At 56.0% G+C, this 25,219-nt stretch carries 22 protein-coding genes; 9 read left to right on the plus strand and 13 right to left on the minus strand.

Annotated features, from left to right (window positions below; all coding sequences use genetic code 11):
• Nucleotides 1-100: 100 nt before the first annotated feature.
• Together LAO21_17280 and LAO21_17285 are read right to left on the minus strand one after the other, a co-directional pair.
• Entirely contained in the window at nt 101-1,393 is a 1,293-nt protein-coding gene (locus LAO21_17280) for a nucleotide sugar dehydrogenase (GenBank protein MBZ5554473.1), read from the minus strand.
• A 113-nt stretch (nt 1,394-1,506) separates the two neighbouring features.
• Nucleotides 1,507-2,445, minus strand: a complete 939-nt coding sequence (locus tag LAO21_17285; GenBank protein MBZ5554474.1) for a LysR family transcriptional regulator — start codon at nt 2,443-2,445, stop codon at nt 1,507-1,509.
• A 142-nt stretch (nt 2,446-2,587) separates the two neighbouring features.
• On the opposite strand from LAO21_17285, the gene LAO21_17290 reads away from it, so the two are divergent.
• Together LAO21_17290 and LAO21_17295 are read left to right on the plus strand one after the other, a co-directional pair.
• Nucleotides 2,588-4,444 (plus strand): 2-oxoacid:acceptor oxidoreductase subunit alpha, encoded by a 1,857-nt coding sequence (locus LAO21_17290; GenBank protein MBZ5554475.1) that lies wholly within the window; start codon nt 2,588-2,590, stop codon nt 4,442-4,444.
• A gap of 3 nt (nt 4,445-4,447) precedes the next feature.
• Nucleotides 4,448-5,491, plus strand: a complete 1,044-nt coding sequence (locus LAO21_17295; protein ID MBZ5554476.1) for a 2-oxoacid:ferredoxin oxidoreductase subunit beta — start codon at nt 4,448-4,450, stop codon at nt 5,489-5,491.
• A gap of 151 nt (nt 5,492-5,642) precedes the next feature.
• Here the strand turns inward: LAO21_17295 and LAO21_17300 are convergent, their stop codons facing one another.
• From LAO21_17300 to LAO21_17335, 8 genes are all read right to left on the minus strand, one after another.
• The gene (locus LAO21_17300; protein MBZ5554477.1) at nt 5,643-7,061 is read right to left on the minus strand and encodes a hypothetical protein; all 1,419 of its coding nucleotides are present in this window, start codon (nt 7,059-7,061) and stop codon (nt 5,643-5,645) included.
• A 29-nt stretch (nt 7,062-7,090) separates the two neighbouring features.
• The gene (locus LAO21_17305; GenBank protein MBZ5554478.1) at nt 7,091-7,867 is read right to left on the minus strand and encodes a tetratricopeptide repeat protein; all 777 of its coding nucleotides are present in this window, start codon (nt 7,865-7,867) and stop codon (nt 7,091-7,093) included.
• Nucleotides 7,868-8,111: 244 nt separating this feature from the next.
• On the minus strand, nt 8,112-8,882 hold the full coding sequence (locus LAO21_17310) for a 7-cyano-7-deazaguanine synthase (GenBank protein MBZ5554479.1): 771 nt from the start codon (nt 8,880-8,882) through the stop codon (nt 8,112-8,114).
• 288 nt (nt 8,883-9,170) lie between these two features.
• Complete coding sequence (locus LAO21_17315) at nt 9,171-9,938, minus strand: class I SAM-dependent methyltransferase (protein ID MBZ5554480.1); 768 nt, start codon at nt 9,936-9,938, stop codon at nt 9,171-9,173.
• Complete coding sequence (locus LAO21_17320; protein ID MBZ5554481.1) at nt 9,916-11,109, minus strand: glycosyltransferase family 2 protein; 1,194 nt, start codon at nt 11,107-11,109, stop codon at nt 9,916-9,918. Before LAO21_17320 ends, LAO21_17315 begins: the two co-directional genes overlap by 23 nt.
• 71 nt (nt 11,110-11,180) lie before the next feature.
• On the minus strand, nt 11,181-11,615 hold the full coding sequence (locus tag LAO21_17325) for a hypothetical protein (GenBank protein ID MBZ5554482.1): 435 nt from the start codon (nt 11,613-11,615) through the stop codon (nt 11,181-11,183).
• Nucleotides 11,616-11,810: 195 nt separating this feature from the next.
• Entirely contained in the window at nt 11,811-13,121 is a 1,311-nt protein-coding gene (locus LAO21_17330; GenBank protein MBZ5554483.1) for an amidohydrolase family protein, read from the minus strand.
• Nucleotides 13,122-13,269: 148 nt separating this feature from the next.
• Complete coding sequence (locus tag LAO21_17335; GenBank protein MBZ5554484.1) at nt 13,270-14,796, minus strand: pyridoxal-dependent decarboxylase; 1,527 nt, start codon at nt 14,794-14,796, stop codon at nt 13,270-13,272.
• Between the two features lie 360 nt (nt 14,797-15,156).
• Between LAO21_17335 and LAO21_17340 the strand changes: the two genes are divergently transcribed.
• The 5 genes from LAO21_17340 (at nt 15,157) to LAO21_17360 (ending at nt 22,047) form a co-directional block, all read left to right on the plus strand.
• Nucleotides 15,157-16,581 carry a TolC family protein gene (locus LAO21_17340; protein MBZ5554485.1) on the plus strand — a complete coding sequence of 475 codons (1,425 nt, stop codon included), beginning with the start codon at nt 15,157-15,159 and terminating at the stop codon, nt 16,579-16,581.
• A 36-nt stretch (nt 16,582-16,617) separates the two neighbouring features.
• On the plus strand, nt 16,618-17,805 hold the full coding sequence (locus LAO21_17345; protein MBZ5554486.1) for an efflux RND transporter periplasmic adaptor subunit: 1,188 nt from the start codon (nt 16,618-16,620) through the stop codon (nt 17,803-17,805).
• Nucleotides 17,806-17,814: 9 nt separating this feature from the next.
• The gene (locus LAO21_17350; GenBank protein MBZ5554487.1) at nt 17,815-21,075 is read left to right on the plus strand and encodes an efflux RND transporter permease subunit; all 3,261 of its coding nucleotides are present in this window, start codon (nt 17,815-17,817) and stop codon (nt 21,073-21,075) included.
• Between the two features lie 64 nt (nt 21,076-21,139).
• Nucleotides 21,140-21,616 carry an OsmC family protein gene (locus LAO21_17355; GenBank protein ID MBZ5554488.1) on the plus strand — a complete coding sequence of 159 codons (477 nt, stop codon included), beginning with the start codon at nt 21,140-21,142 and terminating at the stop codon, nt 21,614-21,616.
• A gap of 149 nt (nt 21,617-21,765) precedes the next feature.
• A complete protein-coding gene (locus LAO21_17360) occupies nt 21,766-22,047 on the plus strand; it encodes a zf-HC2 domain-containing protein (protein MBZ5554489.1) in 282 nt (93 codons plus the stop codon).
• A gap of 442 nt (nt 22,048-22,489) precedes the next feature.
• Here LAO21_17360 and LAO21_17365 read toward each other — a convergent pair whose 3' ends face one another.
• The 3 genes from LAO21_17365 to LAO21_17375 form a co-directional block, all read right to left on the minus strand.
• Nucleotides 22,490-22,948, minus strand: coding sequence for a hypothetical protein (locus LAO21_17365; GenBank protein ID MBZ5554490.1), 459 nt, complete (start codon nt 22,946-22,948; stop codon nt 22,490-22,492).
• 61 nt (nt 22,949-23,009) lie between these two features.
• Nucleotides 23,010-23,213, minus strand: a complete 204-nt coding sequence (locus LAO21_17370; GenBank protein ID MBZ5554491.1) for a DUF2892 domain-containing protein — start codon at nt 23,211-23,213, stop codon at nt 23,010-23,012.
• Nucleotides 23,214-23,447: 234 nt separating this feature from the next.
• Nucleotides 23,448-24,086 carry a sigma-70 family RNA polymerase sigma factor gene (locus LAO21_17375; protein MBZ5554492.1) on the minus strand — a complete coding sequence of 213 codons (639 nt, stop codon included), beginning with the start codon at nt 24,084-24,086 and terminating at the stop codon, nt 23,448-23,450.
• Nucleotides 24,087-24,364: 278 nt separating this feature from the next.
• Here LAO21_17375 and LAO21_17380 point away from each other — a divergent pair, with 278 nt between their 5' ends.
• Complete coding sequence (locus tag LAO21_17380; GenBank protein MBZ5554493.1) at nt 24,365-24,820, plus strand: OsmC family protein; 456 nt, start codon at nt 24,365-24,367, stop codon at nt 24,818-24,820.
• A 25-nt stretch (nt 24,821-24,845) separates the two neighbouring features.
• Nucleotides 24,846-25,043: a zinc ribbon domain-containing protein gene (locus tag LAO21_17385; protein ID MBZ5554494.1), complete on the plus strand. Its 198-nt coding sequence runs from the start codon at nt 24,846-24,848 to the stop codon at nt 25,041-25,043.
• Nucleotides 25,044-25,219 lie beyond the last annotated feature (176 nt).

Consider the following 25,219-nt stretch of genomic DNA (forward strand, 5'->3'; position numbering starts at 1 on the left):
ATAAACTGAAGAGGATACCTCCCAAAAAAATCAGTTGAATACGCGTGCTTCCCGTTCAAGTGTTTCGAGTCAAGGTCGTTCCAAACCCCGCCGGGCCCGCTCAGGCGAGAACCACTTTCGGCTCCCGGCCATGAACCCCTGCCGTGGCGTTTCGTGTGTCTACAATCCGCCGGGCGCTGGCTACGATGGCAGGGTAGTCATAGCTCGAGTGGTCTGTCGCGATCACGACGCAGTCATAGCTCGCTAAATTCTCATGAGTCAAGTCCACTGACTTCAATTTGAAGTCATACTTCCGCATCTTATGCAGGGTGGGAAAGTACGGGTCGTTGTAATCCACTTGCGCTCCGCGGTCCTGAAGCAGTTGAATGATCTTCAGTGACGGAGATTCACGCAGGTCATCGATATCCCTCTTGTAGGAAACCCCCAGGACCAGGATGCGGGAACCATTAACGCTCTGGCGATTGCGGTTGAGGGCCTCGGTGACCGACTCTACGACGTGAAACGGCATCGCGGTGTTGATTTCACCCGCCAGCTCAATAAAGCGGGTGGGAAAATCATATTCCTTGGCTTTCCAACTCAAATAGAAGGGATCGATCGGGATGCAATGTCCGCCCAGGCCCGGACCCGGATAAAACGGGGTGAATCCGAAGGGCTTCGTGGAGGCGGCACTGATCACCTCCCACAGATCGATATCCATGCGTTGGCAAAGCAGTTTCAGCTCGTTCACCAGCGCGATGTTGACACAGCGGTAGATGTTTTCCAGGAGTTTGCTCATTTCGGCCACACGGGGAGAGGAAACGACCACCACCTTCTCGAACATCTTCTCATAGACCTCTCTCACAAGAATCCGGGAGTCCTCATTGATTCCGGAAACGACCTTTGGAATCTGATGGGTTTTGAATTGCTTGTTGCCAGGATCCTCACGCTCCGGGGAGAATCCCACATAAAAATCCCTGCCAGCAGTCAATCCGCTCTTCTCCAGGATTGGCACCAGCAACTCCTCCGTGGTCCCAGGATATGTGGTGCTCTCCAGGACCACCAGTTGTCCCCGTTGTAAATGGGGAAAAATGGATTCTCCGGTTTGCACAATAAACGTCAGATCCGGCTCCATCTTTTCAGTGAGCGGTGTGGGAACGCAGATGATAATTGTCTTCACATCCTTCAGCTCGGCAAAATCAGTCGTCGCCTTGAATTTGCCGGCCTGGGTGATGGATCGGATGGATTCTTCAGGGATGTGCTTGATATAACTCTTCCCGAGGTTGAGCAACTCGATTTTGCGGGGATCGATGTCGAATCCGTGGACATCGCTCCCGCGGGTTGCAAATCCGATGACGAGCGGCAATCCCACGTAACCCAATCCGATGATGCCGATCGATGATGCATAATTAGACATGTAAGCTCCGCAAGAATAGGATCATTTTTGAGACAGGCGAAAGGCATGAACTCCACGACGGCAAGCAGATAAATTTTAGCACAAGTGCGGCGGGCGTGAGAACCGGTTAAGCGTCAGGAGGCCGCGGTTGCCGTGTGTTCTCTTCTCCCTCCGGCCCCCTTCAGTTTGTGCGCCTCCCCTGAATTCAGGATGGAGAGCAGGGCATGCATGGAGGAGGAGATAATTCGGCCTTTTCGGAAGATAATCGCCAGGGGCCTTTCAAAGGGGAAATCCATGACTCTCAGGCTCCTCAACTTCCTGTTTTTGACTTCAAGTTCCGCCACCTGCCGGGGAACCATGGAGAGGCCCAGTCCCATTTCCACCGTGCGCTTGATCAATTCGAAATTGTCATACTCCATCTGGATGTCTAACTGGACCCCCAGCCGGCGAAGAGCCTGCCGGATGGCCTTTCCGGTGGGAAGGCGTTCAGGCAGGAGCACGAACTTCTGGTTAAGGAGATCGCGGAGGTGCACATTGGAGCGTCGTGCCAGAGGATGGTGGGGCGCACAGATCAGGACGATGGAGTCGGTCACAAACGGGATGGAAGCCACTTCGGGCCGGGCGACCGGGTAAGCCACGACCCCCAGGTCGAGGTCACCCGCGGCAATGCTGGCATAGATTCTGTCTGGCAAATCGTATTCGACGTGAAGATCAATTTTGGGGTAGCGGCGGATGAATTTCTTCAGATATGAAGGCAGCACGTAAAGTCCGATGCTGGGTGAGGCCGCCACCTTCAGGCGTCCCATGGGTTTGCTCTCGCTGTCCAGCATCTCCTGGCGGGCTTCGTCCAGCCTGGAGAGGATGTCGCGGGCATAGGGCAGAAATAGCTTGCCGTTTTCCGAAAGCAGAACGCGGCGACGGCTGCGCTCAAAAAGGCGAACCCCAAGCTCCGACTCGAGCTGTTGGATGCGACGGCTGACTGCCGGCTGAGTAAGAAAATTGTTCCGCGCCGCCCGGGTAAAATTCTTAATGCGCGCCAGATCCAGGAAAAGCTTCAGTTGAGTCGTGTCCATCGGAGTTATCCAAGTTTGACATCAGTTTTATGATTTTAATTCATTTTAGGCATAGAAGCGAATAATGATATCATCTGAGGCTGGCTTCATTTAGGAAAGTTCCGCTTCACGGCGGGCCTCGAATAAATAAGGAGTGTGCGCGATGTCCAATGGAACCCTGACAGCCCCTGCCTCGGCCACCGAAGTACAGGGGGGTCCCCAGGAGATTGTCAATGACTTTTCCATCCAGGTGGCGACAGTCAACGGGTCGGGAAGTCAATCGGCCAACAGCGTTTTGATGCGCTCGATCTTTCTGATGGGGGTCCCCGTGAGCGGGAAGAACATCTTTCCCTCCAACATCGCCGGCCTGCCGACCTGGTATACGATCCGGGCCAGCCGGCACGGATACGTCGCTCGACGGCGGGAGGTCGACCTCTGTATTGCCATGAATCCCGAGACGGCCAGCGAAGATGTCAGGAACGTGCGGCCCGGGGGGGTCGCCATTTACGAAGAGGCGTTGAACCTCCCCGCCTTGCGTCAGGATATAGCGCTCTACCCGGTCCCCTTTGCAAAGCTTGCCACTCAAACCTCGCCCGAGCCCAAGCTGCGCAAATTGCTGGCCAATATGATTTACGTGGGGGTAATGGCCGAACTTCTGGGCATCGGCCGGGAGGAGGTAGTCGCAGCCATCAAGACGCAATTCAAATCCAAGGCCAAGGCCGTGGAGTTGAATGTGAAGGCGATCGATCTGGGAATCGATTATGCGCGGGCCCGGCTGGAGAAGAAAGATCCTTTTCGGGTCGCGCGGATGGACCGGACAACCGGAAAGATCATCATTGACGGCAATTCAGCGGCCGCGCTGGGTTCCATGTTCGCCGGTTGCACGGTGGTGACCTGGTATCCCATCACCCCCTCTTCCAGTCTCTGTGAAACCATGATTGAGTATTTCTCCCGGTATCGAATCGATCCGGAGACGGGAAAGGCCACCTTTGCCATAGTCCAGGCGGAGGACGAACTGGCGGCGCTCGGAATGGTGATTGGCGCAGGCTGGGCAGGGGCCCGCGCGATGACGGCCACTTCGGGGCCGGGGATTTCATTGATGGGGGAGTTTGCGGGCCTTGCTTATTTTACGGAGATTCCCGCGGTCGTTTGGGACATTGAGCGGATTGGCCCGTCAACCGGACTTCCCACCCGAACATCACAGGGGGATGTCTTGTCTGCCTTCTACCTCTCCCACGGCGACACCAAGCATATCGTTCTGTTCCCTTCTTCGGTCGAGGAGTGCTTCGAGTTTGCAGGCACTGCGTTTGATCTGGCCGAACGGTTTCAGACCATTGTTTTCGTGCTCAGCGATCTTGACCTCGGCATGAACAATTGGATGGCTCATCCCTTCGCCTATCCTACCAAGCCGCCGGATCGCGGCAAGGTCCTCACCCGCGAGGACCTCGAACGCCTCGGCCAGTTTGAGCGGTATCGCGATGTCGACGGGGATGGGGTCCCCTATCGCACCCTGCCGGGGACGCAGCATCCCCTCGCCGCCTACTTCACTCGCGGCAGCGGCCACAACGAGAAAGCCGGCTACAGTGAGCGCCCCGAGGACTACAAGAACCTCATGGATCGGCTGGTACGGAAGATGGATACGGCCCGTTCCTATGTTCCACAGCCTCTTGTGGACATCAACCCCAAGGCCAAAGTCGGACTCATCGCCTATGGGACCACGGATTGGGCCGTCGTTGAGAGCCGCGATCAACTCAGGGAAGAAGGGATAGAAAGCAGTTACCTCAGGATTCGGGCGCTTCCTTTCACCCCCGATCTGCAGGAATTCGTCGAGCGCCATGAGCGCGTTTACGTCATTGAACAAAACCGCGACGGCCAAATGGGTGACTTGATCAAGTTGAAGGTCGGCCGCCAGTGTGATCGCGTACAGAAAGTATTACATTACAGCGGTTACCCGATCGATGCCCGGACCATCACCGAGGCCGTCTCAACCGCTGAAAACAAGCTGAGGGAGGAAAAGTAAATCATGACTACGGTCAATCCTAATCTCCCATCGAAAACCAACCGCCTGGGTTTGCCGATGACAGAGTACAAGGGCCTCGACTCCACGCTGTGTGCGGGGTGCGGGCACGACGGCATTACCAGCCAGATCGTCAAGGCTTTTTATGAGTATGGCGTGGAGCCGCATCGCGTTGCCAAATTCAGTGGAATCGGTTGTTCCTCCAAGACGCCGGCCTATTTCATCGGCAACTCGCATGGCTTCAATGCCGTGCACGGCCGCATGCCGGCCGTCGCCACCGGGGCGATGCTGGCGAACCGAACCCTGATCGGCATCGGGGTTTCCGGGGATGGCGATACGGCGTCCATCGGCATAGGTCAATTCGTTCATCTTCTCCGCCGTAACATCCCCCTGATTTACATCATTGAGAACAACGGCGTCTACGGATTGACGAAGGGACAGTTTTCGGCCACCGCGGATGTGGGATCAAAGCTGAAGAACGGAATTGTCAATGAACTCCCGCCCATCGACTGCTGCGTTTTGGCGATTGAGCTGGGGTGTTCTTACGTTGCCCGGTCTTTCGCGGGGGATCCCAAACAGCTCGTGCCACTCATCAAGGGGGCGATTGCCCACAAAGGAACGGCCTTGCTCGATGTCATCAGCCCCTGTGTCACCTTTAACAACCACGAGGGCTCCACCAAGAGTTTTAAGTATGCGAAGGAGCACGAGGAACTCCTCCATGAAATCGGTTTTGTTCCCTACTTCGAGCAGATTCAAGCGGACTACCCCGAGGGGGGCGTCAAGGAGGTCGAACTGCACGATGGATCCCACATCCGTTTGCGAAAGCTGGACCGGGATTACGATCCGTCGAACAAGCCTCAGGCATTGCAGCTGATCAGGAAGGCGAATGAATCAGGTGAGTTGGTCACCGGCCTGCTTTTCTATGACCGTGAGAAGAAGGATTTCATCGAGGATCTCAACATGACGGACGACCCGCTGGCAACACTGCCGACCGATCGAGTCCGTCCCTCCCGGGAGGCCCTGGCGGAAATCAATCGGGAGTTCTCATAAGAAGATTCAAAAGAGACGAGACTCAGCCTTCAATACGGCGGGCCGCATTTCACACCCAACCGACACGGACTCCCGCTGGATCAGGGGCGCAGACGATGCCCTGTAAACCATCCGGACATTCTGCGCCCTGTCCGACTTCGGGGGTCACCACTTATCGCCGTACCTCGACCCTTTGGACGTTTTCCGATCGGTTCAAACCCGCATCCGATCCCACCAGAACAGGCTCCTGAACCACAGGTAATTCTGACCTCCGCGGGGGGCCTGCCATGAATTCCTGGAATTGTCTGAACCACTCCTGATCGACCCTGATGTCGAGGATTGATACTTCATTCTCCCCCTCCCCGTCAGAGGCGCTTTTGTGGACGAGGGGGCCCAAGGGGTCGGAGGCAAAGACCGCATTGAGATCCACCAACGGGAAACTGGTCCCATAGCCGGTGTTGACGGCCTTCAGAATTTCGTTTGCAAGAAGCGCATAGCCGGTATTCGTCGGGTGGATAAAATCGAGGGCGATAATCCCGCCGAGAAAATTGGCCGTGAGTTTTCGTCCCCCGACCACGATTCCGTTCGCTTTCACATTGTTCAGCACTCCAAAGAAATCGGCCATGGGAATTCCCAAGGTTCCAGCCGTCGACTTAATGAAGTCATTTTCCTTGAGCAAGGCCGCCCTGATCGTGGCGGCATCCGCGGCTGTGAGCACGGAACTGCGGGGCAAGGGTCCCGGAACCTGTCCGGCGAGGATGGAGGTCGCCAGGGCGATGGCCGGGGCATACACCCCGTCGCCTGCCGAGATTCCCAGAACCGGTCCGATGACGGAAAGGGGCGCCCCCGCGGTCGCCGCCACCACTTCAGCCGGAATCACCAGGGGGGAGGCGGTCACATCCGGGATGTTGGCCGTCACCACCTTGGCGCCCGCTGCCTTAATCCGCTGCATGGCGGTCAGGTAGTCCGCCGAAAAGGAGGCAAAGGGAGTAACCAAAGACACGTTGTTTGAAGTGAACGCCCCAAGGACATCGTTCCCTCCAAACCAGGCAATGACAAATGTCGGATGCAGGGCTTCGACCTGTTCAATTTCCGAGCCGGTCGTAACCGCGCCCGGCACCGCCAGCCCCGGGATCCCGAGAATCAGATCGCGCAGAATATCGCCCGGCCGATTCACCGGATCCGGAAGTTGTGGACGCTGGGTCAGCACATCATGAACTTTGAATCCCGGGATCGCCACGTTGAAGTGAAAGGAATTCCCCACCGGCGGCAGCAACAAACTCCCCACCGAGGACGACGAGGGGACGATACTCCCGCTGGGGGTGATCGTTAAGGTCGCTGGAATTCCCGGGCGGGTGATGGTGGGCAGCGGCAGGAAGGCACCCATCTGCCGTGCCACGAAAGCCGGGAAACTATTCCGCTGCCCGTCGATGGAAAGGCCTCCACTTTGGAACCCGGCCACGAAACTGTCACCCACGGCCATCACCAAAGTGGTGTCCACCCCACCACCCTGGGCGAACACGACACAAGAGTACAAAAGGACCAGAACAACAGTCAGACCGGCCTTCCCACAAGACCCTAATGGTTTCATTAGACTTCTCCTATCGAAGTTGTATTCGGCTATTCTATTGGTTTGGGAGGGTTCTGCATCAATCGAGAAAATTTCTCATCCTTGATGAGAGCAGCAAATGCCTGGTCCTTATAAAGTAGATCCGTTTCTTTAAACCCTTCTTCCATGGCTCGAGCCAGGTAGTCGATGGCGCGGTCCACATTGCCCATTTCGGCATAAATTTTCGCGAGGTAGAAGTGGTACTTGGCCCGATTGAACCCCGTGGTGCGGACCATACTTCCGGTGGCACTGATGTGTTCCATGAGGTCCGGATCCTGGTTAAAAGCGAGCTGGTACTCGGGGAACGCCTTTTCATAGTCCTCTTTGGCAAACCACGCGCTTCCCAGGTTGAAGTGCATCGTGGCCGCTTCCGGTTTCAGCTTGACCGCTTTCTTATAATACCGGATGGCCTTGCTGTACTTTTTCTCCGCAAAGGCGACTGTTCCCAGGTTATTGAGCGCCTCGGCGAAATTGGGGTCGAGCTTCACCGCCTTCTCGTAATTCTTCCGCGCCAATCCCAAATCCTGTTTGCGGTGATACGCAACACCGAGGCGGTTGTAAAGAGTGGCGTCCCGGGGTGCCAGGGCGAGACATTTCCCGTAGGTTTCAATGGCATCGTCGTATAGCTTCCTCGCCACCATCGATTCCGCCCTCTTGATCAGGTTGTCGAGTTCGGGGCTGGGTGGGCTGGTCTGCGGGGTGTCAGGCCGACTGAATCCGATGAGGACCAGAGGGGTGGACAACAAAAATAAAATCAAGAACGCAACAAACCAATGAATGCGTTTCATAGGCTCCTCACCTTTTGACGGAAGGTTAGCACAACGGGCTGTCCACGTAAATGCCCTCAGAATCATTTTACAAGACCGGGCCCGGACATCATCGGCCTGCAGTGCGGGAGAAACACAAACTCACGCCTATTGGGACAGCTGTTCCGGGCTTCCACTCCGCAATCCGAAATCCACAATCCGCCATCGAACCGAGCGATCGTTGAGATTGAAGGAGCCGCTCTGCGTAGATCCGAATGATGAGCGTCTAATACCCCATGGTCCGTTCCCATTCAGCACATTTGTTGCATTTCCCGCAAGGACGGCGGTCGCGGACGGGGGCCAGGCATGAAAACGACAGGTTTAACGGCAGGTCCAAGTGCTTGCCCACCTGGAGGACCTCCGCTTTTGACAACTTTAGGAAAGGGGTCAGTACGCTCAATGGACAATTGAGCGCTAAAGAGAGCGCTTTCTCAGCCGACCGAAAAAATCGTGGTGTCGCATCAGGAAACGGATTACCTTTGAGCGGTCCCATGGCAATCGTTTGGATCCTCTCCCGGCCACAAAAAACAGCGGCCTTCGACAATAGCAACAGATTTCTTCCCGGCAAATAAACCTGCTCGTCGCCGGACGTCCGGCCGGGGACCCGATTCCTGGGCAAGTTCTTCCGCTCAGGGCTTGTGCCCTTTTGATGAACCTCCGGCAAGGACCAGTGCGATCCGTAAACGTCCCGAACCGGCAAGTTGAGCACCGTCAGGGGATGAAGAACAGCGTGCTGAATTGTCTCGGTTCTCTTCCGAGTTCCTGGGGAGAGTCGAGAAAGGGCCTTTAAGTATTTCCTCAGCCAGTAAATCTCCGCCCTTTCCCAGCGCAATCCGCATCGGATGTACACAGGGAAAGTCTCCCGAAACTGCTGAGCCATACGCCCGAGGAGAACACAACTATCCAGTCCTCCGCTTGCCAGGACACAAACTTTTGAATGAGGAGAACTTCTCTGACCCAACGATTTTCTCAAGGATGTTTCTTCCACAGAAGTCATGGGCGGGTGCTGCTGTCGTGAAATTCGTTTAAACATCTGGGATCCGGACGATCATTCGATGAAGGATAAACCGGCTGATGGCATTTGTTGAAGCCTTTTGTAAAAAGGGTCGGGCTTTGAGCAACGGGCTGGGGAATCCTTCGAATCGATCGGAGTGTAACAGCCGCCAACGCGATGTCACCTCAACCATCCGATGCATGGCCACGTCAACGTCGCCTTCGAACCATCAATAAATCCCATCCCTTGCATCTCAACGGGGAGTGACTGCGGCCCCCGTTCCGTGCCCCTTCAGGTCCCGCGCCGCAACAACCAGAGACTCTTGATGTCTGGTGAATATCCGGCCTGCTCCGGGAACGGATTGAAATTCTCCTTGTAAATGACCTGCAAGCTGGCCCGCCGGGCGGCCTCCCGAACCCTGGCCTCCGGAAACCATCTCTCTTCGATGGCATCCAGGGTGCAAACGTAGCGTCCCTTTCGCTTCAAACATATCGCCAGATATGCGGTGGCGCGCTGGCGTCTCCGATCAATCTCATCGCAACGCATCAGGAGAAAGCGCGACTTGCGAACAACCGAAACTCCGCCCCATACTTCCTCAAAGCAACTCCGGTGATTCAGATCAAAGATGAAATGGCCTCCCGGAACGAGCGTCCGGCTTACCGCTGTAAACATGGCATCCAAATCACGCCCGGAGAGCAGATGATTGACACTGTTAAACACGGAGGTCACCAGGTCGAATCTTCGTGCCAGGACAAAGGACCTCATGTCGCCGACTATCCAATCCACGGCGACCCTTCTCTTCCCCGCCTTCTGCCGGGCCAGCTGCAGAGCGGCATGGCTCGCATCCAGGCCGGTCACTTGCAGGCCGCGCAACGCCATTCTGATCGCGAACGAACCTGTTCCACATCCGAGATCGAGCACAGACCGCAGCCGGATCCGGTGCTCACGGATGAGCCGGTCGACCCACGGGAGAATCAGGTCAGAAAATTCGGGGCCGAAGGTGCGCCAATACTCATCTGCCACGCCGGCAAAATGGTCATACCGAACTCGTCCGCTCACCTCGCCGTCCTTCCTTCAATTCCTTGAGCGAGTAATGTGTCCCGCGCCAGGTGACCCCTCCGCCCAGCAAGGTAACAAAGGCCGAGCGGAATGTGATGTAGATCATCACCAGGGCTGCCAGAGGATGGGTTGCCGCAAACAGAAGACTAACTCCTGTCCCACGGGACGAAAGGTGATACAGCGCAAATAAGGCCGCAACACTCGCTGCCGAGAGCCATCCCGACAAATGGGGCAGCCGCATCATTGCCACGAAGGGAACCACCGAAAAGAGCAGAATCCCGGCTGATGCGCCAATAGCTTTCGCCAGACTGTAGTTGAGCGCGGCAAACAAATTCTTCGTCAGGCCCTGTGCAATCCCCGTAACCCCCACCTGCCATCGGACCCGGATGGCACCGAGGCCGATGATCACTTTAACTCGAGCCCCGGCTCGCTTCATCAACCAGCATAACCGGGCATCGTCGATGACCTCGAGCGCCAATCGCCTGTGGCCTCCGGCCCATTCATAGGCCTCGCGGCGAACCAGGTTGAATGCCCCCGTCGCAAAATAGGCACCGGATTTGGGATTATTGACACGCCACGGCGCATAAGCCACAAAACTGAGCAAGCCAAACATGGCAATTACGACACGCTCCCAAAATCCGCCCAGTACCAGTCCCGGGTAAAGGGTCAGCAGGTCAATATTTTGTGCCCCCGCAAAACGTACAGCCCGTCTCAGCGCAGCGGGCTCATACACGACGTCGGCATCCGTGAACAGGAGCCACTCCACCTGCCCGGCTCGCTGTACCCCACTCCACAGGGCATGCGTCTTGCCAAGCCAGCCTGGGGGGAGCTCCCGAATCGTTTCGATTGTGAGGTTCGAAAATTCCCGCGAAAGCTTCAAAAGCACGGGGGCCGTATGGTCGGTGGAACGATCATCCACGACGATGATCTTCAAGCCAGGATAGTCCTGGGTCGCAAGACTTCGAAGGGCGGGTTCGATGGAGTGCTCCTCGTTACGGGCAGGGACAATCACTGTCAAGGAGGGCCAATTGATATTCGGCAGCGCATCGGCGGGAAGCTCTGCCAAACGCTCGATGTCACGCCCGCGCAGGAGCCAATCGAGAAGCATCCCCCACCACAGGACCAGCGGGGCAAGCAGAGCAGTCAAGAAGAGCGCGTGAAGAAAGACCAAGTAATCCTCAACCCCGGTTTGTACCGCGAATCAAGCTTACGCATCAAATCCACGGCGAGGCACCCAAAGATCTAACGACTGAAGTCGTTACTACGCTTCCGCCCGGAGTGGCGGCGATGGACATGTGGAAAGGTCTCCACGCGGTTCCAGTAGCTTCGGTCGATGAGTTCCAGGACCCGGTCCAGTGGGATTTCGGGCGTCACAGACACAGCCACCCACCCGTTACGGGCCAGCCGGGTAAAACTGTGAGGGTGGACAAAGCCCAGCCCGAGGGCAAGCTCCGCCTCCTGGTCGGGAAGCTTCATTTCAATCAGGACTGTACGGGGGCGCAAGATAAGTGTAAAGAAGACCTGTTCATCGTAACGGTAGGCAAGCCCTCCCCAGAGCTTCCCTTCACTTACTCCTGAAAGCTCGCGAAGAGTGTCCCTCAATGACTCGTGGATTTCCTCGAGTCGCTGGTGTTTTTCTCGTGCGATCGGGGATTGCGGTGTCAATCGTTTTTTCATAAGAGTACAGCGATCAGCCATCGGCAGTCAGCTATCAGCCGTCAGCAATCAGTCATCCGAGCAAAGAGAGCAATCACTTGCTTCCACCGGCTGAGTGCTTCGGCTCAGTGTTCTTTGTAGAGAGCGGTTCGCTGACCGCTGAAGGCTCCATGCATCTCACTGACAACTGAAAACTGGCAACTGACAACTGTTTCTTCACTGCTTGTAAATCTTCCCGTCTTTCATCACAAATGAAACTCTCTCCATCAGTGAAATATCAGACAGCGGGTCACCGTTAACGGCCACAATATCCGCCAACTTTCCCGTCTCGATCGAACCGATCTTGTCCTCCATATCCAGTGCCTTGGCAGCGACTGATGTTGCCGACTGAATTGCCTGCATCGGGGTCATCCCGTACTTCACCATCAAAGAGAACTCTTTGGCCTCATTCTCGCTCCAGGCGAAACCGCCGGCATCAGTTCCAAAGACGATGGTGGCCCCGGCCCTGAGCGCTCGACCGAAGGATTCGCGGGCGATATCCATCAATTTGACCCAGATCGGTGCGCCGGCCTGTGCACGCCCCTGGGCAACGTACACCCCGACATAAAGAGTGGGACAATAGAAAACGTTCTGCCGCTTCATCTGCGCCAGGATCTCATCACTTAAATAATCTCCATGCTCAATGGAGTCTACGCCGGCGTCCAGGGCATTCTTCTCTCCGGGGGTCGCCATCGCGTGGGCGGCGACTTTATGGCGTTCCCGGTGCGCCTCATCCACGATGGCTTTCATCTCCTCCGGCGTAAAGGTCGGAATGGAGGAGAGCGTCCCGTCCGGCTTGACGTAGTAGCTCCGATCGGCATACACCTTGATCCAGTCGGCGCCGTACTTGATCTGCTCGCGCACGGCCCGCCGGCACTCTTCCGGACTGTCGCAGGTTTGAACTCCCACCGGGACATGAACCTCCGGCGCATAGCCAAGTAAGGGATACGCGCCTGTCACATCCAGCGCTCTCGTGGAGACAATCAATCGGGGTCCGGGGATGAGGCCATTATTGATGGCCCGTTTGACGTCGACGTCAGAGTACCCGGCCCCTTCCGTTTCCAGGTCGCGCAGGGTTGTAAATCCATTTTCCAGAGCCGTCCGCGCATTCACCGTGGCGGTAATCGTACGATACTGGGGCGATTGTTTTAGCAACTGCTCGTCGTAATCGGCCGCCGTAATGTCGCCCTGTAACAAAAGGTGTGTGTGGGCATCGATTAATCCCGGCATCACGGTCGAATGGGAAAGATCGATGACCTGTGCGCCCGCTGGAACGGCCACACTGGTCCCAACGCTCTTAATCTTGTTCGCCTGTACCAGAATGGTCACATTCGACTGCGGTGAACTGCTCTTGCCATCAATCAGCTTCCCCGCCCGGATCGCAATCACGGGGGATTGACTTTGGGGGCAGATCAGAGAAGGACTCCCAAGGCAAACCAAGACCAGCACCCCGGAGACGACCCAAGACCGGTTGAATTTGAATGTCATAGTGCTCCTACCCTCCTTTTCAGATAATACGTCATTAGAGGAGCCGTGCTTTACGAGACTGCTCGCGACAAGGGAATTCTCGCATCGCGCCAGATTCTCCTTGGAGCGATTCCTCGAACCAAGGCTCCGCAACCAGGGGCATTCCTGGCTAAAACTTCTTCTCGCAGCGTTGACCTATTCGAACAACCTCATCGATAAGAATCTTCAAGTCCCGCTCCTCCGTGCGGTAAGAAAGAATGCAGCCCCGTAAGGCGAAGCGGCCGTTGAGGACGGCGTTTGAGAGATAAGCCTTCCCCCCGCGTTGAAGTTGAGTCACGATCGCTTCGTTCAGCCGGTTCAACCGTTGATCCAGCTTGTGCTTTTGAGCGGGGCCCCTGCGAGCATACGCCTTTCGAACCGCGATTGGGACGTATCGAAAGCAAACAATGGAGAGTTCGATCGGAGCAAGAATTTCGAGATATTCATTGGCCGTGACCAGCGACCCCAGCACCTGGGCCATGTTCAAATTCTTTTCAATGCATGCGGCGAGGAGCCGGGCGCCGTAACACCTGAACGCCATCCAGATTTTAAGGGCTCGAAAGCGCCGAGACAGTTCGATTCCGTGCTCAAAGAAGGCGAAGTCCTCGCCCGGAATTCCGGCGATCACCTTGGCGTATTCACCGCTCCCACTGAAGGTCCGATAAGCATGGCGGCGATCACGGACCAGGATACAACCCGCGTCGAGAGGTTGGTAGAGCCACTTGTGGGGATCCAGCGAGACGGAATCCGCCTTTTCGATTCCGCGAAAGCGATTCCGGATGGCTGGCACAAGGGCTGCAAATCCTCCATAGGCGCCATCCACGTGAAACCACAAACCCTCACGCCGGCAGATTCTCGCCACCCCCTCAAGATCGTCGATCGCACCCGTATTCACCGTGCCCGCACTGGCCACCACACAGAAGGGACGATGGCCCCGCCGCCTATCCTGTGCAATCTGCTTTTCCAAATCGGAGAGCTCCATCCTGAAGGCGTGATCAACCGAGACGGTGCGAACGGAGGATCTCCCTAGCCCAAGCAGCGCCGCCGACTTCGGTATCGACATGTGACCCTGTTCAGACATGTAAAGGGTCATTCGAGGATGACCCAGCGCCTGCATCCCATTCCTGGAGACATCCTTGCCTGCCTTCACCTCCCGGGCGATCGCCAGGGCCTGGAGAGTGGCCAACGACCCACCGCTCATGAACATGCCGATCGCGTCTCTGGGATACCCCAGGATCTCTTTGATCCAGTCAATCGCAAGCAATTCGGTTTCGACCGCCGAAGGGGCTGATCGCCAGGCTGTCACGTTCTGATTAATGGTGGAAGTCAGAAGGTCGGCCATCACGCCGACGGGGTTTCCGGAGGAAGACACGTACCCGAAGAATCTTGGGTGCAGGTTGTGTCGCGCATTCGCAAGGATTGTTTCACGAAATTCCCGGATCACCTCCCTGGGGGACGTGGGCCCCTGCGGCAATCGTTTTCGGATCACGCGGCGAAGGTGCTTACCATGGACTTGAGGAAACACCCGCCATTCGTTAACCGAGTTGAAATAGTCCTTCGTGACCGCCGCAGCCTCACGGAATGCGAATTTCAAATCTCCTTCGCTGAAATCAAGCGTGGGCAGTGATCCACGCTTCTTTTTCGGTTGACGTTCCAAGACGCCCACTTTCTGACGGGTGAGTGCGAATTCGGCACTTATGGAACCAGTGCCATCGCCGGCCAGCCTCGAGGGTGAAGCACCGCTGTTGAAATACGAATTGCAAATTGCTGAAGGATGCGCCTGAGAATATAAATCGAAATCTTCCAAACGTCCAGTCAAGCGAGATAGCGCCTCGGGGCCCCCGACCATGATTCACAACAGCTCGCCCTCCACCCAAGATTTTTTGAGTCGTTTTGCTTCGCGTTGAATCAATGAGGAGTGAGAGCGGTCTTCCTTCTTGGATGGCCGTCAAACCTGTCGCTGTCGTGAATGAGGCTTTCCATGGAAAAAGGGGTGCGTAGCACAAGTTATGGTTCTATGTCCGACCGCAAAGGTCATTTCAGGCAGGCTTATCAACCTCTCGTGTCTCTCACCTTCGTATTATTGACCCTGATCTTCTTGCCTGGACACAATTCGTATCCGCAGGCTGTTCCCGCCTCCTCTTCTCAGGCTTCACCCCCGCTCACATTGCGTCAAGCCGTTGAACTCGCCCTCCAGAACAATTCCTCGCTCAAGGCTGCCCATGAAGGACTTGCAATGGCCCAGCAGAAGGTGCCGCAAGCAGTGTCGCGCTATCTTCCGGAAGTCAACTTCGACGAAAGTCTTACCCGGGGCAACAACCCGGTCTACGTTTTCGGAAGCCTCCTGAACCAGCGGCAATTCGGGCCGGAGAATTTCTCCATCTCGTCGCTGAACAGGCCGGACGCACTCGACAATTTCCAAGCCAAGCTCTCAGTTCAACAGGTCCTCTACGATGCCGGGAAGATTCGGGGGGCCATCTCGCAGGCCAAACTGGGAGAGAAAATGGCACAGCAGGATGTTGAGAAGACGCGCCAGGAATTGATCTTTCGAGTGGTCAGGGCCTACACGATGCATCTGCTTGCCCGCTCAGGCCAGGAGGTGGCTGAGGACGCCGTTAAGACCGCCGAGGCCTCCAGTGAGAAGGCGGCATCGATGTATCAGTCAGGCATGATTGTTGAATCCGACCGGCTGGCGGCCCAAGTCTTCCTCGCGCGGATGCAGGAGGAACTGCTCAAAGCGAAGAACCAGGTGGCTCTTTCCAGGGCGAGTCTTAACTTTGAAATGGGACTGCCGGTCGACAATCCAATCGAAATCGCGGCGGGTTTGAACGAAGTTCGATTTGATTCGGAGCCCCAGGATTCGCTTTTCAAACAAGCCCTTGAGCGCCGCCCCGACTATGTTCAGACCGTATTGATGAAGGACATTGCCCGGAAAGGTGTGGGAATCGCGCGAGCAGAGTTCCTCCCCCAGATCGGCGTTTTTGGGTCCTGGGAGGCAGACTCTCAAAACTTTGCGGACCGGGGAGGAAACAATTGGATTGTCGGGGCGAGGCTGCACTTGAACCTCTTTCGAGGGCGCGGCGATAAAGCTCAACTGGAGGAAGCCAAGGCCAACCTGGAACGATCCATGGCGATGAACAACTTTATCTCGGCCGCGGTGAGGTTGCAGGTCAAGCAGACGGTCCTGGACCTCGACAGCACCCGCCAGCGGATTGAGGTCACCCAGTCTGCCATTGGGCAGGCGGAGGAAACTTTGCGGATTGTTCAAAACCGGTATGGAGCCGGCTTGACCACCATCACCGAACTGCTGAGAGCCCAGACAGACCTGACACAGACGCGAACGGCATATTTCCAGGCACTCTACGAACACCGCATTGCCAAGGCCAACGCCGAGCTGGCATCGGGGGTCTTGGATGTGCAGTCCCAAGTTCTCAACCAATAGACCAGGATGAAATCGTATCGAGACGGAGTTCCAGCGATGATTAACAAGATAATATGGGCGCTTCTGGGATGCACCCTCGTCGGGGGATTTTTCATACTGATCTCCTGTGGGGGCGAGATCAAATCCGGTGGAGCCAAGGTGGACCATCCGGCGGTTACCGGGGTGAAAGCCATCCCTGTTCAACCACAGACGGTCCCGGAGTACTTCGAGGGCGTCGGGACAGTGAAATCCATCAATACGAGTGTCGTTTCAAGCAAGGTCATGGCGGCAGTCCGTGAAGTCAGGGTGAAGGAAGGGGACCGGGTTCATGCCGGGCAGGTCCTGATGCTGCTCGACGATCGAGAGGGGACGGCACAGCTTTCCAAGGCGCGCGCCGGAACTTCGGAAGTTCAACAGGCCCTGGTCGAGGCCGATCAGGGGATCCGGGCAGCGGATGCGAATCGCCAGTTTGCCGCCGCTACCTACAATCGTTTCAAGGATCTATACGAGAAGAAATCGGTCAGCCCCCATGAATTTGAAGAAGTGGAATCCAAGTACAAGGGTGCGCAAGCGGCGTATCAGTCCATGCTGGCCCGCAAGGAGCAGATCCAGGCGAAGGAGAAGCAAGTGAACGCCGATACCGTCACAGCCCAGACCCTGGTGAGCTATTCCCGCATCACCGCGCCTTTGGACGGGATCGTGACGCAGAAGAATGTCGACGTCGGAACGATGGCCGCTCCAGGAGTGCCTTTGATCGTGGTGGAGGACACCTCAAACTATCGCCTTGAAGTAGCGGTGGAGGATGCAGAGATAAACAAGGTGAAATTAAACGACCCGGTTCAAGTGCAGATCGACGCCCTGGGACCCGCCACGATTCCCGGGCGGGTTGCGGAGATCGTTCCCGCCTCTGACCCCGCCACTCGCAGTAATCTGGTCAAAGTGAGCCTCACGATGGACCGGGACAAGCCGGGTCAACGGACCTCGATTCGCTCCGGATTGTATGGCAAAGCGCTGTTTGTCGTCAGTCAGAAAAAGGCGCTCCTAGTTCCCCGAAAATCGATCATCCAACAAGGCCAGCTCGAAGGGATTTTCGTGGTGGATGGATCTGATCTCGCCCATCTTCGCCTGGTCAAGACCGGTAAAGCGTATGGAGAGAGCCTCGAGGTTCTCGCGGGGCTGAAGGCTGGAGAGAAGGTGGTTGTGGAGAACGTCGGAATAGTCCGCGATGGAACTCAGTTGAGGTAGACGAAGGAAATGAAAAAGGAAATCGGGTTCGCTGGAAGGATCGCCCAGACATTCATCGAGTCCAAGCTCACCCCGCTCATCATCGCGGCTTCCATCCTGTTGGGTGTCGGCGCGGTCATCCTCCTCCCGCGGGAAGAGGAGCCACAGATCATCGTCCCCATGATTGACGTCATGGTCCAGATGCCCGGCGCCTCGGCCAAGGAGGTCGAGGAACGGATTACCAAGCCGATGGAGAAACTGATCCGCGAGGTACCGGGGGTCGAGTATGTATATTCGACCTCATCGCCGGGTGTCTCCATGGCGATCGTCCGGTTCTATGTCGGTCAGAAGGAAGAAGACAGCATTGTCCGGCTGAACCAGAAAATGTTCGCCCATTTTGATCTGATCCCTCCGGGGGCGAGCCCGCCCCTGATCAAGCCGCGGTCCATTGACGACGTTCCGGTTCTGGCGCTGACGCTTTGGAGTGAGCGGTACGATGCCTTTACTATGCGCCGCGTGGCCGCACAACTCCACGATCAAATCAAGGAGGTTCCCGATGTCTCCGAAGTGAAAATCATCGGAGGGCAACGCCGCCAACTCCGGGTGACCCTGGACCCGGCCAGGATGGCCGCCTACAATGTGGCACCCGCCCTGTTGGTTTCCGCGCTGGATCAATCCAACCGTCAACTGCAATCCGGTAGCTTCTCTTCTGGAAATCAGGAGTTTCTGGTCCAGACCGGCGGGTTTTTACATTCCTTGGAGGACGTGGAGCGTGTTGTGGTCGGGGTATCCAACAATCGCCCTGTCTACCTGCGCGACGTAGCCCGGATCGAAGATGGGCCGGAGGAAGCCGGTGATTACGTGTTTTTCGGGGCGGGACCTGCCGCCCGATCCAAAGGGATCGAATCTACGACATCCTCGCAGCCGAATCCGGCCTCTGTGGCGCCCGGATCAAATCCGGTGCCCTCATCTCCATTCCCCGCGGTCACCCTTTCGATTGCCAAGCGCAAAGGGACCAACGCCATCACGATCGCCCAGGAAGTGATCGAAAAGGTGGGTCGTCTGAAGGGCACCTTGATCCCCGAGGACATTCACATCACGACGACCCGCAACTATGGGGAGACGGCGCGAGAGAAATCGAACGAGCTTCTGTTCCACATGATGCTCGCCATCCTCTCCGTTTCTGCCCTGATTTGGTTGACGATCGGACTGCGCGAATCAGGGATCGTGGCGATTGCAATCCCTGTCACCCTGGCACTGACCCTCGCGGTCTTCTATCTTTACGGCTACACGCTCAATCGAATCACGCTTTTCGCGTTGATCTTCTCCATAGGAATTCTGGTGGATGATGCGATTGTCATCGTCGAAAACATCGTCCGTCATTACCGTCTCCCGGAGAACGAGGGCCGACCAGTCCGCGAAGTCGCCGTCGAGGCCGTCGATGAAGTCGGAAACCCCACCATTCTGGCCACGTTTACGGTGATTGCCGCCATCGTTCCCATGGCCTTCGTCAGTGGGTTGATGGGTCCTTATATGCGGCCCATTCCCATTGGCGCCTCTGCCGCCATGATTTTTTCGCTGCTGGTGGCGTTTGTCGTCACCCCCTGGGCAGGCCTGCGGCTGCTCAAGCGCCAGGGAAATCATGTCCACCACCAGGAGAGTTGGTCGACGAAATTGTACCGGCGGGTCATGTCCCGATTGATTCATGATCCGCGGCGGCGGTTCGGATTCCTGTTGACCGTTGCCGTTTTGCTGCTGGCCGCATTCTCGCTCTTTGCATTCAAGCTCGTGCGCGTCAAGATGCTTCCCTTTGACAACAAGAGCGAGTTCCAGGTGATCATTGACACGCCGGAAGGAACGACCCTTGAAGAAACCGCTGCGGTGACTCGTGAGATTGGCGACTACATTGCCACTCAGCCGGAGGTGACGGATTATGAGATGTATGCCGGCACTGCGTCGCCCTACAACTTCAACGGCCTTGTCCGTCATTACTTCCTGCGCCGGGGCCCTCACACCGCCGACATTCAGGTCAACCTCGTTTCCAAGGGGGACCGAAGCGCTCAAAGTCACGACATCGCCAAGCGACTGCGCCCCCGGATTGTCCAGATCGCAGACCACTATCACGCGCGTGTGAAAGTGGCCGAAGTCCCGCCGGGCCCGCCCGTCCTACAAACGCTGGTGGCCGAAGTGTATGGCCCGGATTACAAACGCCAGACTGAAATCGCCCGCCAGATCCGGGACATCTTCGACCGGACGCCGGGCGTGGTGGATGTGGACTGGTACATGGAGGGGGATCAGACCCAGTACCGGTTCGTCATCGACAAAGAAAAAGCCGCGTTGAACGGCGTCACTGCGGAGCAGATCGCTTCCACGCTTCGCATCGCCGTCGAGGGAATGAACGCAGGATTGCTGCACCAGCCACAGGACAAAGAAGACGTGCCCATCCAATTGCGCTTGCCGGCGGCGGAACGATCGAGCACCGACGACCTGAAATCACTAAAGGTCATGGGCTTTCAGGGTAAGCTCGTGCCGCTGGGGGAACTGGTCCATATCGAGGAAGGACTGGGTGACAAGAGCATTTATCACAAGAATCTGATGCCTGTCGTCTATGTCACCGGAGATGTGGCGGGCCAGGAGGAGAGTCCGGTTTACGCCATTTTGAAATTGAACAAGGCGATTGACCAAATGAAACTGCCGGAAGGCTACACCCTGGGGCGATACGTCGCACACCAGCCTTTCATCGCCGACAAGTACTCCCTGAAATGGGACGGGGAGTGGCATATCACCTACGAGGTGTTCCGCGACCTTGGCTTGGCGTTTGCCGCAGTTCTCGTCCTCATTTATATCCTGGTAGTCGGATGGTTCCAATCGTTCAAGACTCCCCTGGCGATCATGGCCGCCATTCCCTTCTCGCTGGTGGGAATCTTGCCGGCACACGCGCTGATGGGGGCGTTTTTTACCGCGACCTCCATGATCGGTTTCATTGCAGGGGCCGGAATCGTGGTGCGCAATTCGATCATCCTCGTGGACTTCATCGAACTTCGCCTGAATCAGGGCATGCCGCTGCGCGAGGCCGTCATCGAGGCGGGAGCTGTTCGGTTCCGGCCCATGATGCTGACGGCTGCGGCCGTCATTATTGGATCTGCCGTGATTCTGTTTGATCCCATTTTCCAGGGTCTGGCCATATCCCTCATGGCCGGCGAGGTGGCTTCCCTGCTGCTCTCCCGGATGACGGTCCCCATCGTTTACTTCCTGAGCGAAAGGAAGAAATGGGAACACGCTCAATCATGACCGGCAAGTAAAGACCTCTTCATCAAGCGGCAACACCAACGCAATTCTCGAAAGGATGAGTCTCATGGAACCTAAAAAAACATTCAAGATATTTCACTACAACACACAACTCCGCTGGAGCGGTGAACGCCGGGGAGATTTATCAAGCGAGGGGAAGCCCGGGCTCGAAATCGCCGCGCCGCCGGAGTTTAAAGGACACCCCGGCCTATGGACGCCGGAAGACCTCTTTGTCGCCGCGGTCGAAATCTGCACCATGACGACGTTTCTGGCTTTTGCCAGTCACAAGAAGTTAGGCCTCCTTCAATACGAGAGTGCCGCGGAAGGCACGCTGGAACATGTGGAGGGTAAATACCAATTCACCCGGGTGGTTGTGACTCCGCGGATCACCGTAGCCACGGCTGATGAGATTCCCCCAGCGGAGCAGTTAATCCACGAGGTCGAGGGTGCGTGTTTGATCTCCAACTCCCTTAAGACGCACGTGGAGATTCAGCCGGTCATCGTCGCGGAAGACCCGTGCTTGAAGCCGGCGGTGATCGCGTAAGGGTTATTCATGGGGAGGATGAATAGCAAGACACGCCAGACAGAATTTTCTTGTTGTTGTCTTGCTCTTTGAGGGATCCAGTATGCCTGCAGAGGCGGTCCCGTGGACTTCCGAAGGGCCAATCCGATCCGCTATTCAGGGGTGATTCTATGATGCGACATACAAAGAAAACCCGCCTGCAACAATCAACTCGCTGCAAGGACTTGCTCCGGACGGTTGCCGATTATCTTGACGGGGAGCTTCCACAGCCACTTTGTGTCGAACTCGAAACGCATATCAAGAAATGCCAAACCTGCGATTGCGTCATCGATGCCCTCAAGAAGACCCTGGCCTTGTACAAGAGGATGCCGGAGATCGAGATCCCCCCCAAAACGAGACGAGACCTTGACCACCTCCTGAAGAAGCGATGCCTGGGTCAGAGCAAGAATTAAACCTGAACCCCCTGTTGTATCCGGAAAAGGGACTGTCCCTAGGGACAGTCCCTTTTTGTTTCAGGAATGGCTCCCCCGGGGCCCGATGGAGGATTGCAGGCCAACGGCATGAATCGATTGCGGCGGGGAGACAAGCTTCCACCAGGTTGACGAGCAAGATCTGAAATTTCAAATTGGAGATCGCGGATTAAAGGGGGAAAGAGATGACGGGCAGCCACCGCGAGGAGGCCACCCCAGCCCTCTAGGCTAAAACTCACTCCCCAGAGCACAGCTCCAAGAGAATGTGGGAGCCCTTGTGGAGGATCTCTCTACTCTCGCCAGAACGGAGCTACTACATCGGGGTCCAGGTGGATTTCGAGTGAATGAAGGCATCCCGCACACCGGAATGCCTTCCTCGGAGGGATGAGACGGGGATTCTGTCGACCGCGCCATTGCAGGTCATTTATTTTTCATGCTTCCCCATGCAGGGGCATTTCATCCCTTCGCCCTGGTTCTGCGCCATCATTTGATGCATCTTCTCATCGGCCTTCTTCTGTTGAGAAGAGGCTATCAAATCCGCGACAAGTTTCACCTGCGCGTCAGTCAAACCAACATCAGTCTTCTTCTCCTTGAGAAGCGCGCTGATTTCTTCTACAGAGAGAGAGAACATGCCCGCCATTCCATTGCCCATGGCCGATATGGAGTGCTGCATTTGACCCTTCATGTGCTCACCGTGCTCGTGTGACATCTTCTCCATCATAGGGCAAGTCATCGTCTCCGAGGTTGCCGGCGAGGCCGGCTTCGGCTCAGTCTTGGACTGGGCGAAGATAAGGGTCACGATGAACATGAGTACAATTCCGATAACCACGAGAGTCTTTTTCATGTTTCTCCTTGTTGGCGTATGAGTTTTAATGCGAACCAAGCAGTTCGGGTTTTGAAATTAATTCCCTGCCAGGCAGTCTCTTCAGCCGCTTCGTTTGTTATCACTTCATTACAGGGGCCGGCTTGACTCCCAGTCTCATCAGGATCTTTTCCATCAGACACCAATGCGTGAAAGCCGACTGGATCAAGTTAACCCCTACAAAGGCCGTGAAGAGAAACCAGTACGGATTCACGAAATATCCTAGCGTGAGGCTTATCAGCACGAAGGTTCCGGCAATCGCGCGGATCCAGTTTTCCAAATGCATGCCATCTGCTCCTTTCAACACAAAATCCGAGATTCTCGACGCTTATTTACAGGATGCAGGATCCCGTTCACTCCCATAAAGGATAGATTCAAATAAGTGGAAAAAGACTCAAGGATTTTGTGTTACGACAAACGGGGCTTGATTCCAACCTTAGCATTGAGCATGATTTCGCGTCGCTCAGCCCACCTCAGAAATTCCTCCGGGATCCGGCAATGATCCTGCTCCTCCTCGCCGTCAGTCCCCCAGGACATGGGCATGAGCAGGACCTCGCATCTTGTTTTGTTCGCCCTTCCTCCCATAGTATGAGGTCAACTGTTCGCGAAGTTCCAATCGAGCACGCATCAATCTTGATTTTACTGCAAAGACCGACAACTTCAGCATGCGTGCCACCTCAGCGTTTGAAAACTCCTCCACATCGCGCAACCAGAACACGGTTCGATAGATGGGGGGCAGCCTCAGGATGGCCCGCCGCAGAATCTGTTCATTCTCCAACCGCGAATATTTTTGCTCCGGATTCTCCTCCCACCTCACCACCACTCTGGGAAGATACTCCTGGGAGCCGTCGTCGATTTCGTCAATCGGGATGGTATTCGGATGCCTACTCTTGCGAAAGCGAATCAAGGTGGCGTTGACGGCAATCCTCATCACCCACGTATAAAAACTCGCTTCCCCCCGGAACTTCCGGAGGTTTTCAAAGGCCTTCAAGAAGGTCTCTTGGAGAACGTCCTCGGCATCGTCCCGGCTCCCGGTCAAGCGATAGGCCACATTATAGATCTTGCGCTCAAAACGGTGCACGAGGACTTCAAACGCCTCGTACTTCCCCGCCTTGGCGTCCTTGACAAGTTGTGTCTCATCGACTGCTGCTTTGACCATGGGTTCCGGAGAGCATCGTATGGATGGAATCACCGAAGAGAAGTCAAATAAGCGACACCTGAGCCCGGCTCGTGGCTGGAGTATACCGCAAATGGTTTTCCATGTGGTATAAGAACCTGTCCATATGCAACCACCCTGGCATGCCATCTTCACAGAATTCCTCACTTTATTCGTCATTGAGTTGTGGAAATTTCTTGAGTCGCAGAACAGGTAATTGAATCTCTATATATTGGATGGTGGTTGGACGCGTTAGAAGGCAAGCAATTAGGAGTCCACAAATGGCGACGGAGACTTCAGTCAAATGGATCGATGGAAATCAGTTCGTCGGAATCCCCACGAGCGGCCATGGGATGGTCATTGATGCCGACCGGACCCGCAACTCGGGGATCGGCCCGATGGAGCTGTTGCTCCTAGGATTGGGGGGCTGCACCGGCACTGACGTCATTAACATCCTGCGCAAGAAACGCGAAAACGTGACCGGGCTGGAAATCAAGATTCGGGGGGAGCGCGCTCCAACCGCTCCTACCGTTTATACTGAAATCCACATCCATTACGTTGTCTATGGTGTTCAAATCAAGGAGAAGTCCGTCGAGGACGCCATTCACTTATCCGAAACAAAGTATTGCGGGGCGGCCGCAATGCTGGGGAAAACAGCCCGGATGTCGTTTGATTACGAAATCCAGCAGGGGAAGCCCGAGGCGGCCGGGACAGCCGAAGGAGCTCCGAGGGAATAAATGAACTGAGAGAGGGAATTGAATCATGCCGTTGTTCGAATATAAATGCGCCCGATGCCAACATGCCTTTGAAAAGTTAATTCTCTCTTCAGGAGTCAACAAACCCAAGTGCCCAAAGTGTCACAGCAGCAAGACGGAGCAACTATTCTCGACGTTCAGCGCAGGGAAGGAAGGTCGCAGTCAGGCAGCGGCGGGCGGCTGCGGCGGGGCACGGTTCACTTGAGCGGGTTGAGACCGGCGGTTCGCCGGCCAATCCGATAATGAAGTAGGTAAGGATCTCCCCTTCTCTACTTATGGCCTCCATTCTCATGAGGACAGAGTGTTCCTTCAGGGTAGATCTCGAACCGAGGGCTTTTAATGAGCGACTGGTGGATACTGCTATTCATCGCTGTCTGGATC

The sequence above is a fragment of the Terriglobia bacterium genome, from assembly GCA_020073085.1.
In the GTDB taxonomy this organism is placed as follows: domain Bacteria; phylum Acidobacteriota; class Terriglobia; order JAIQFV01; family JAIQFV01; genus JAIQFV01.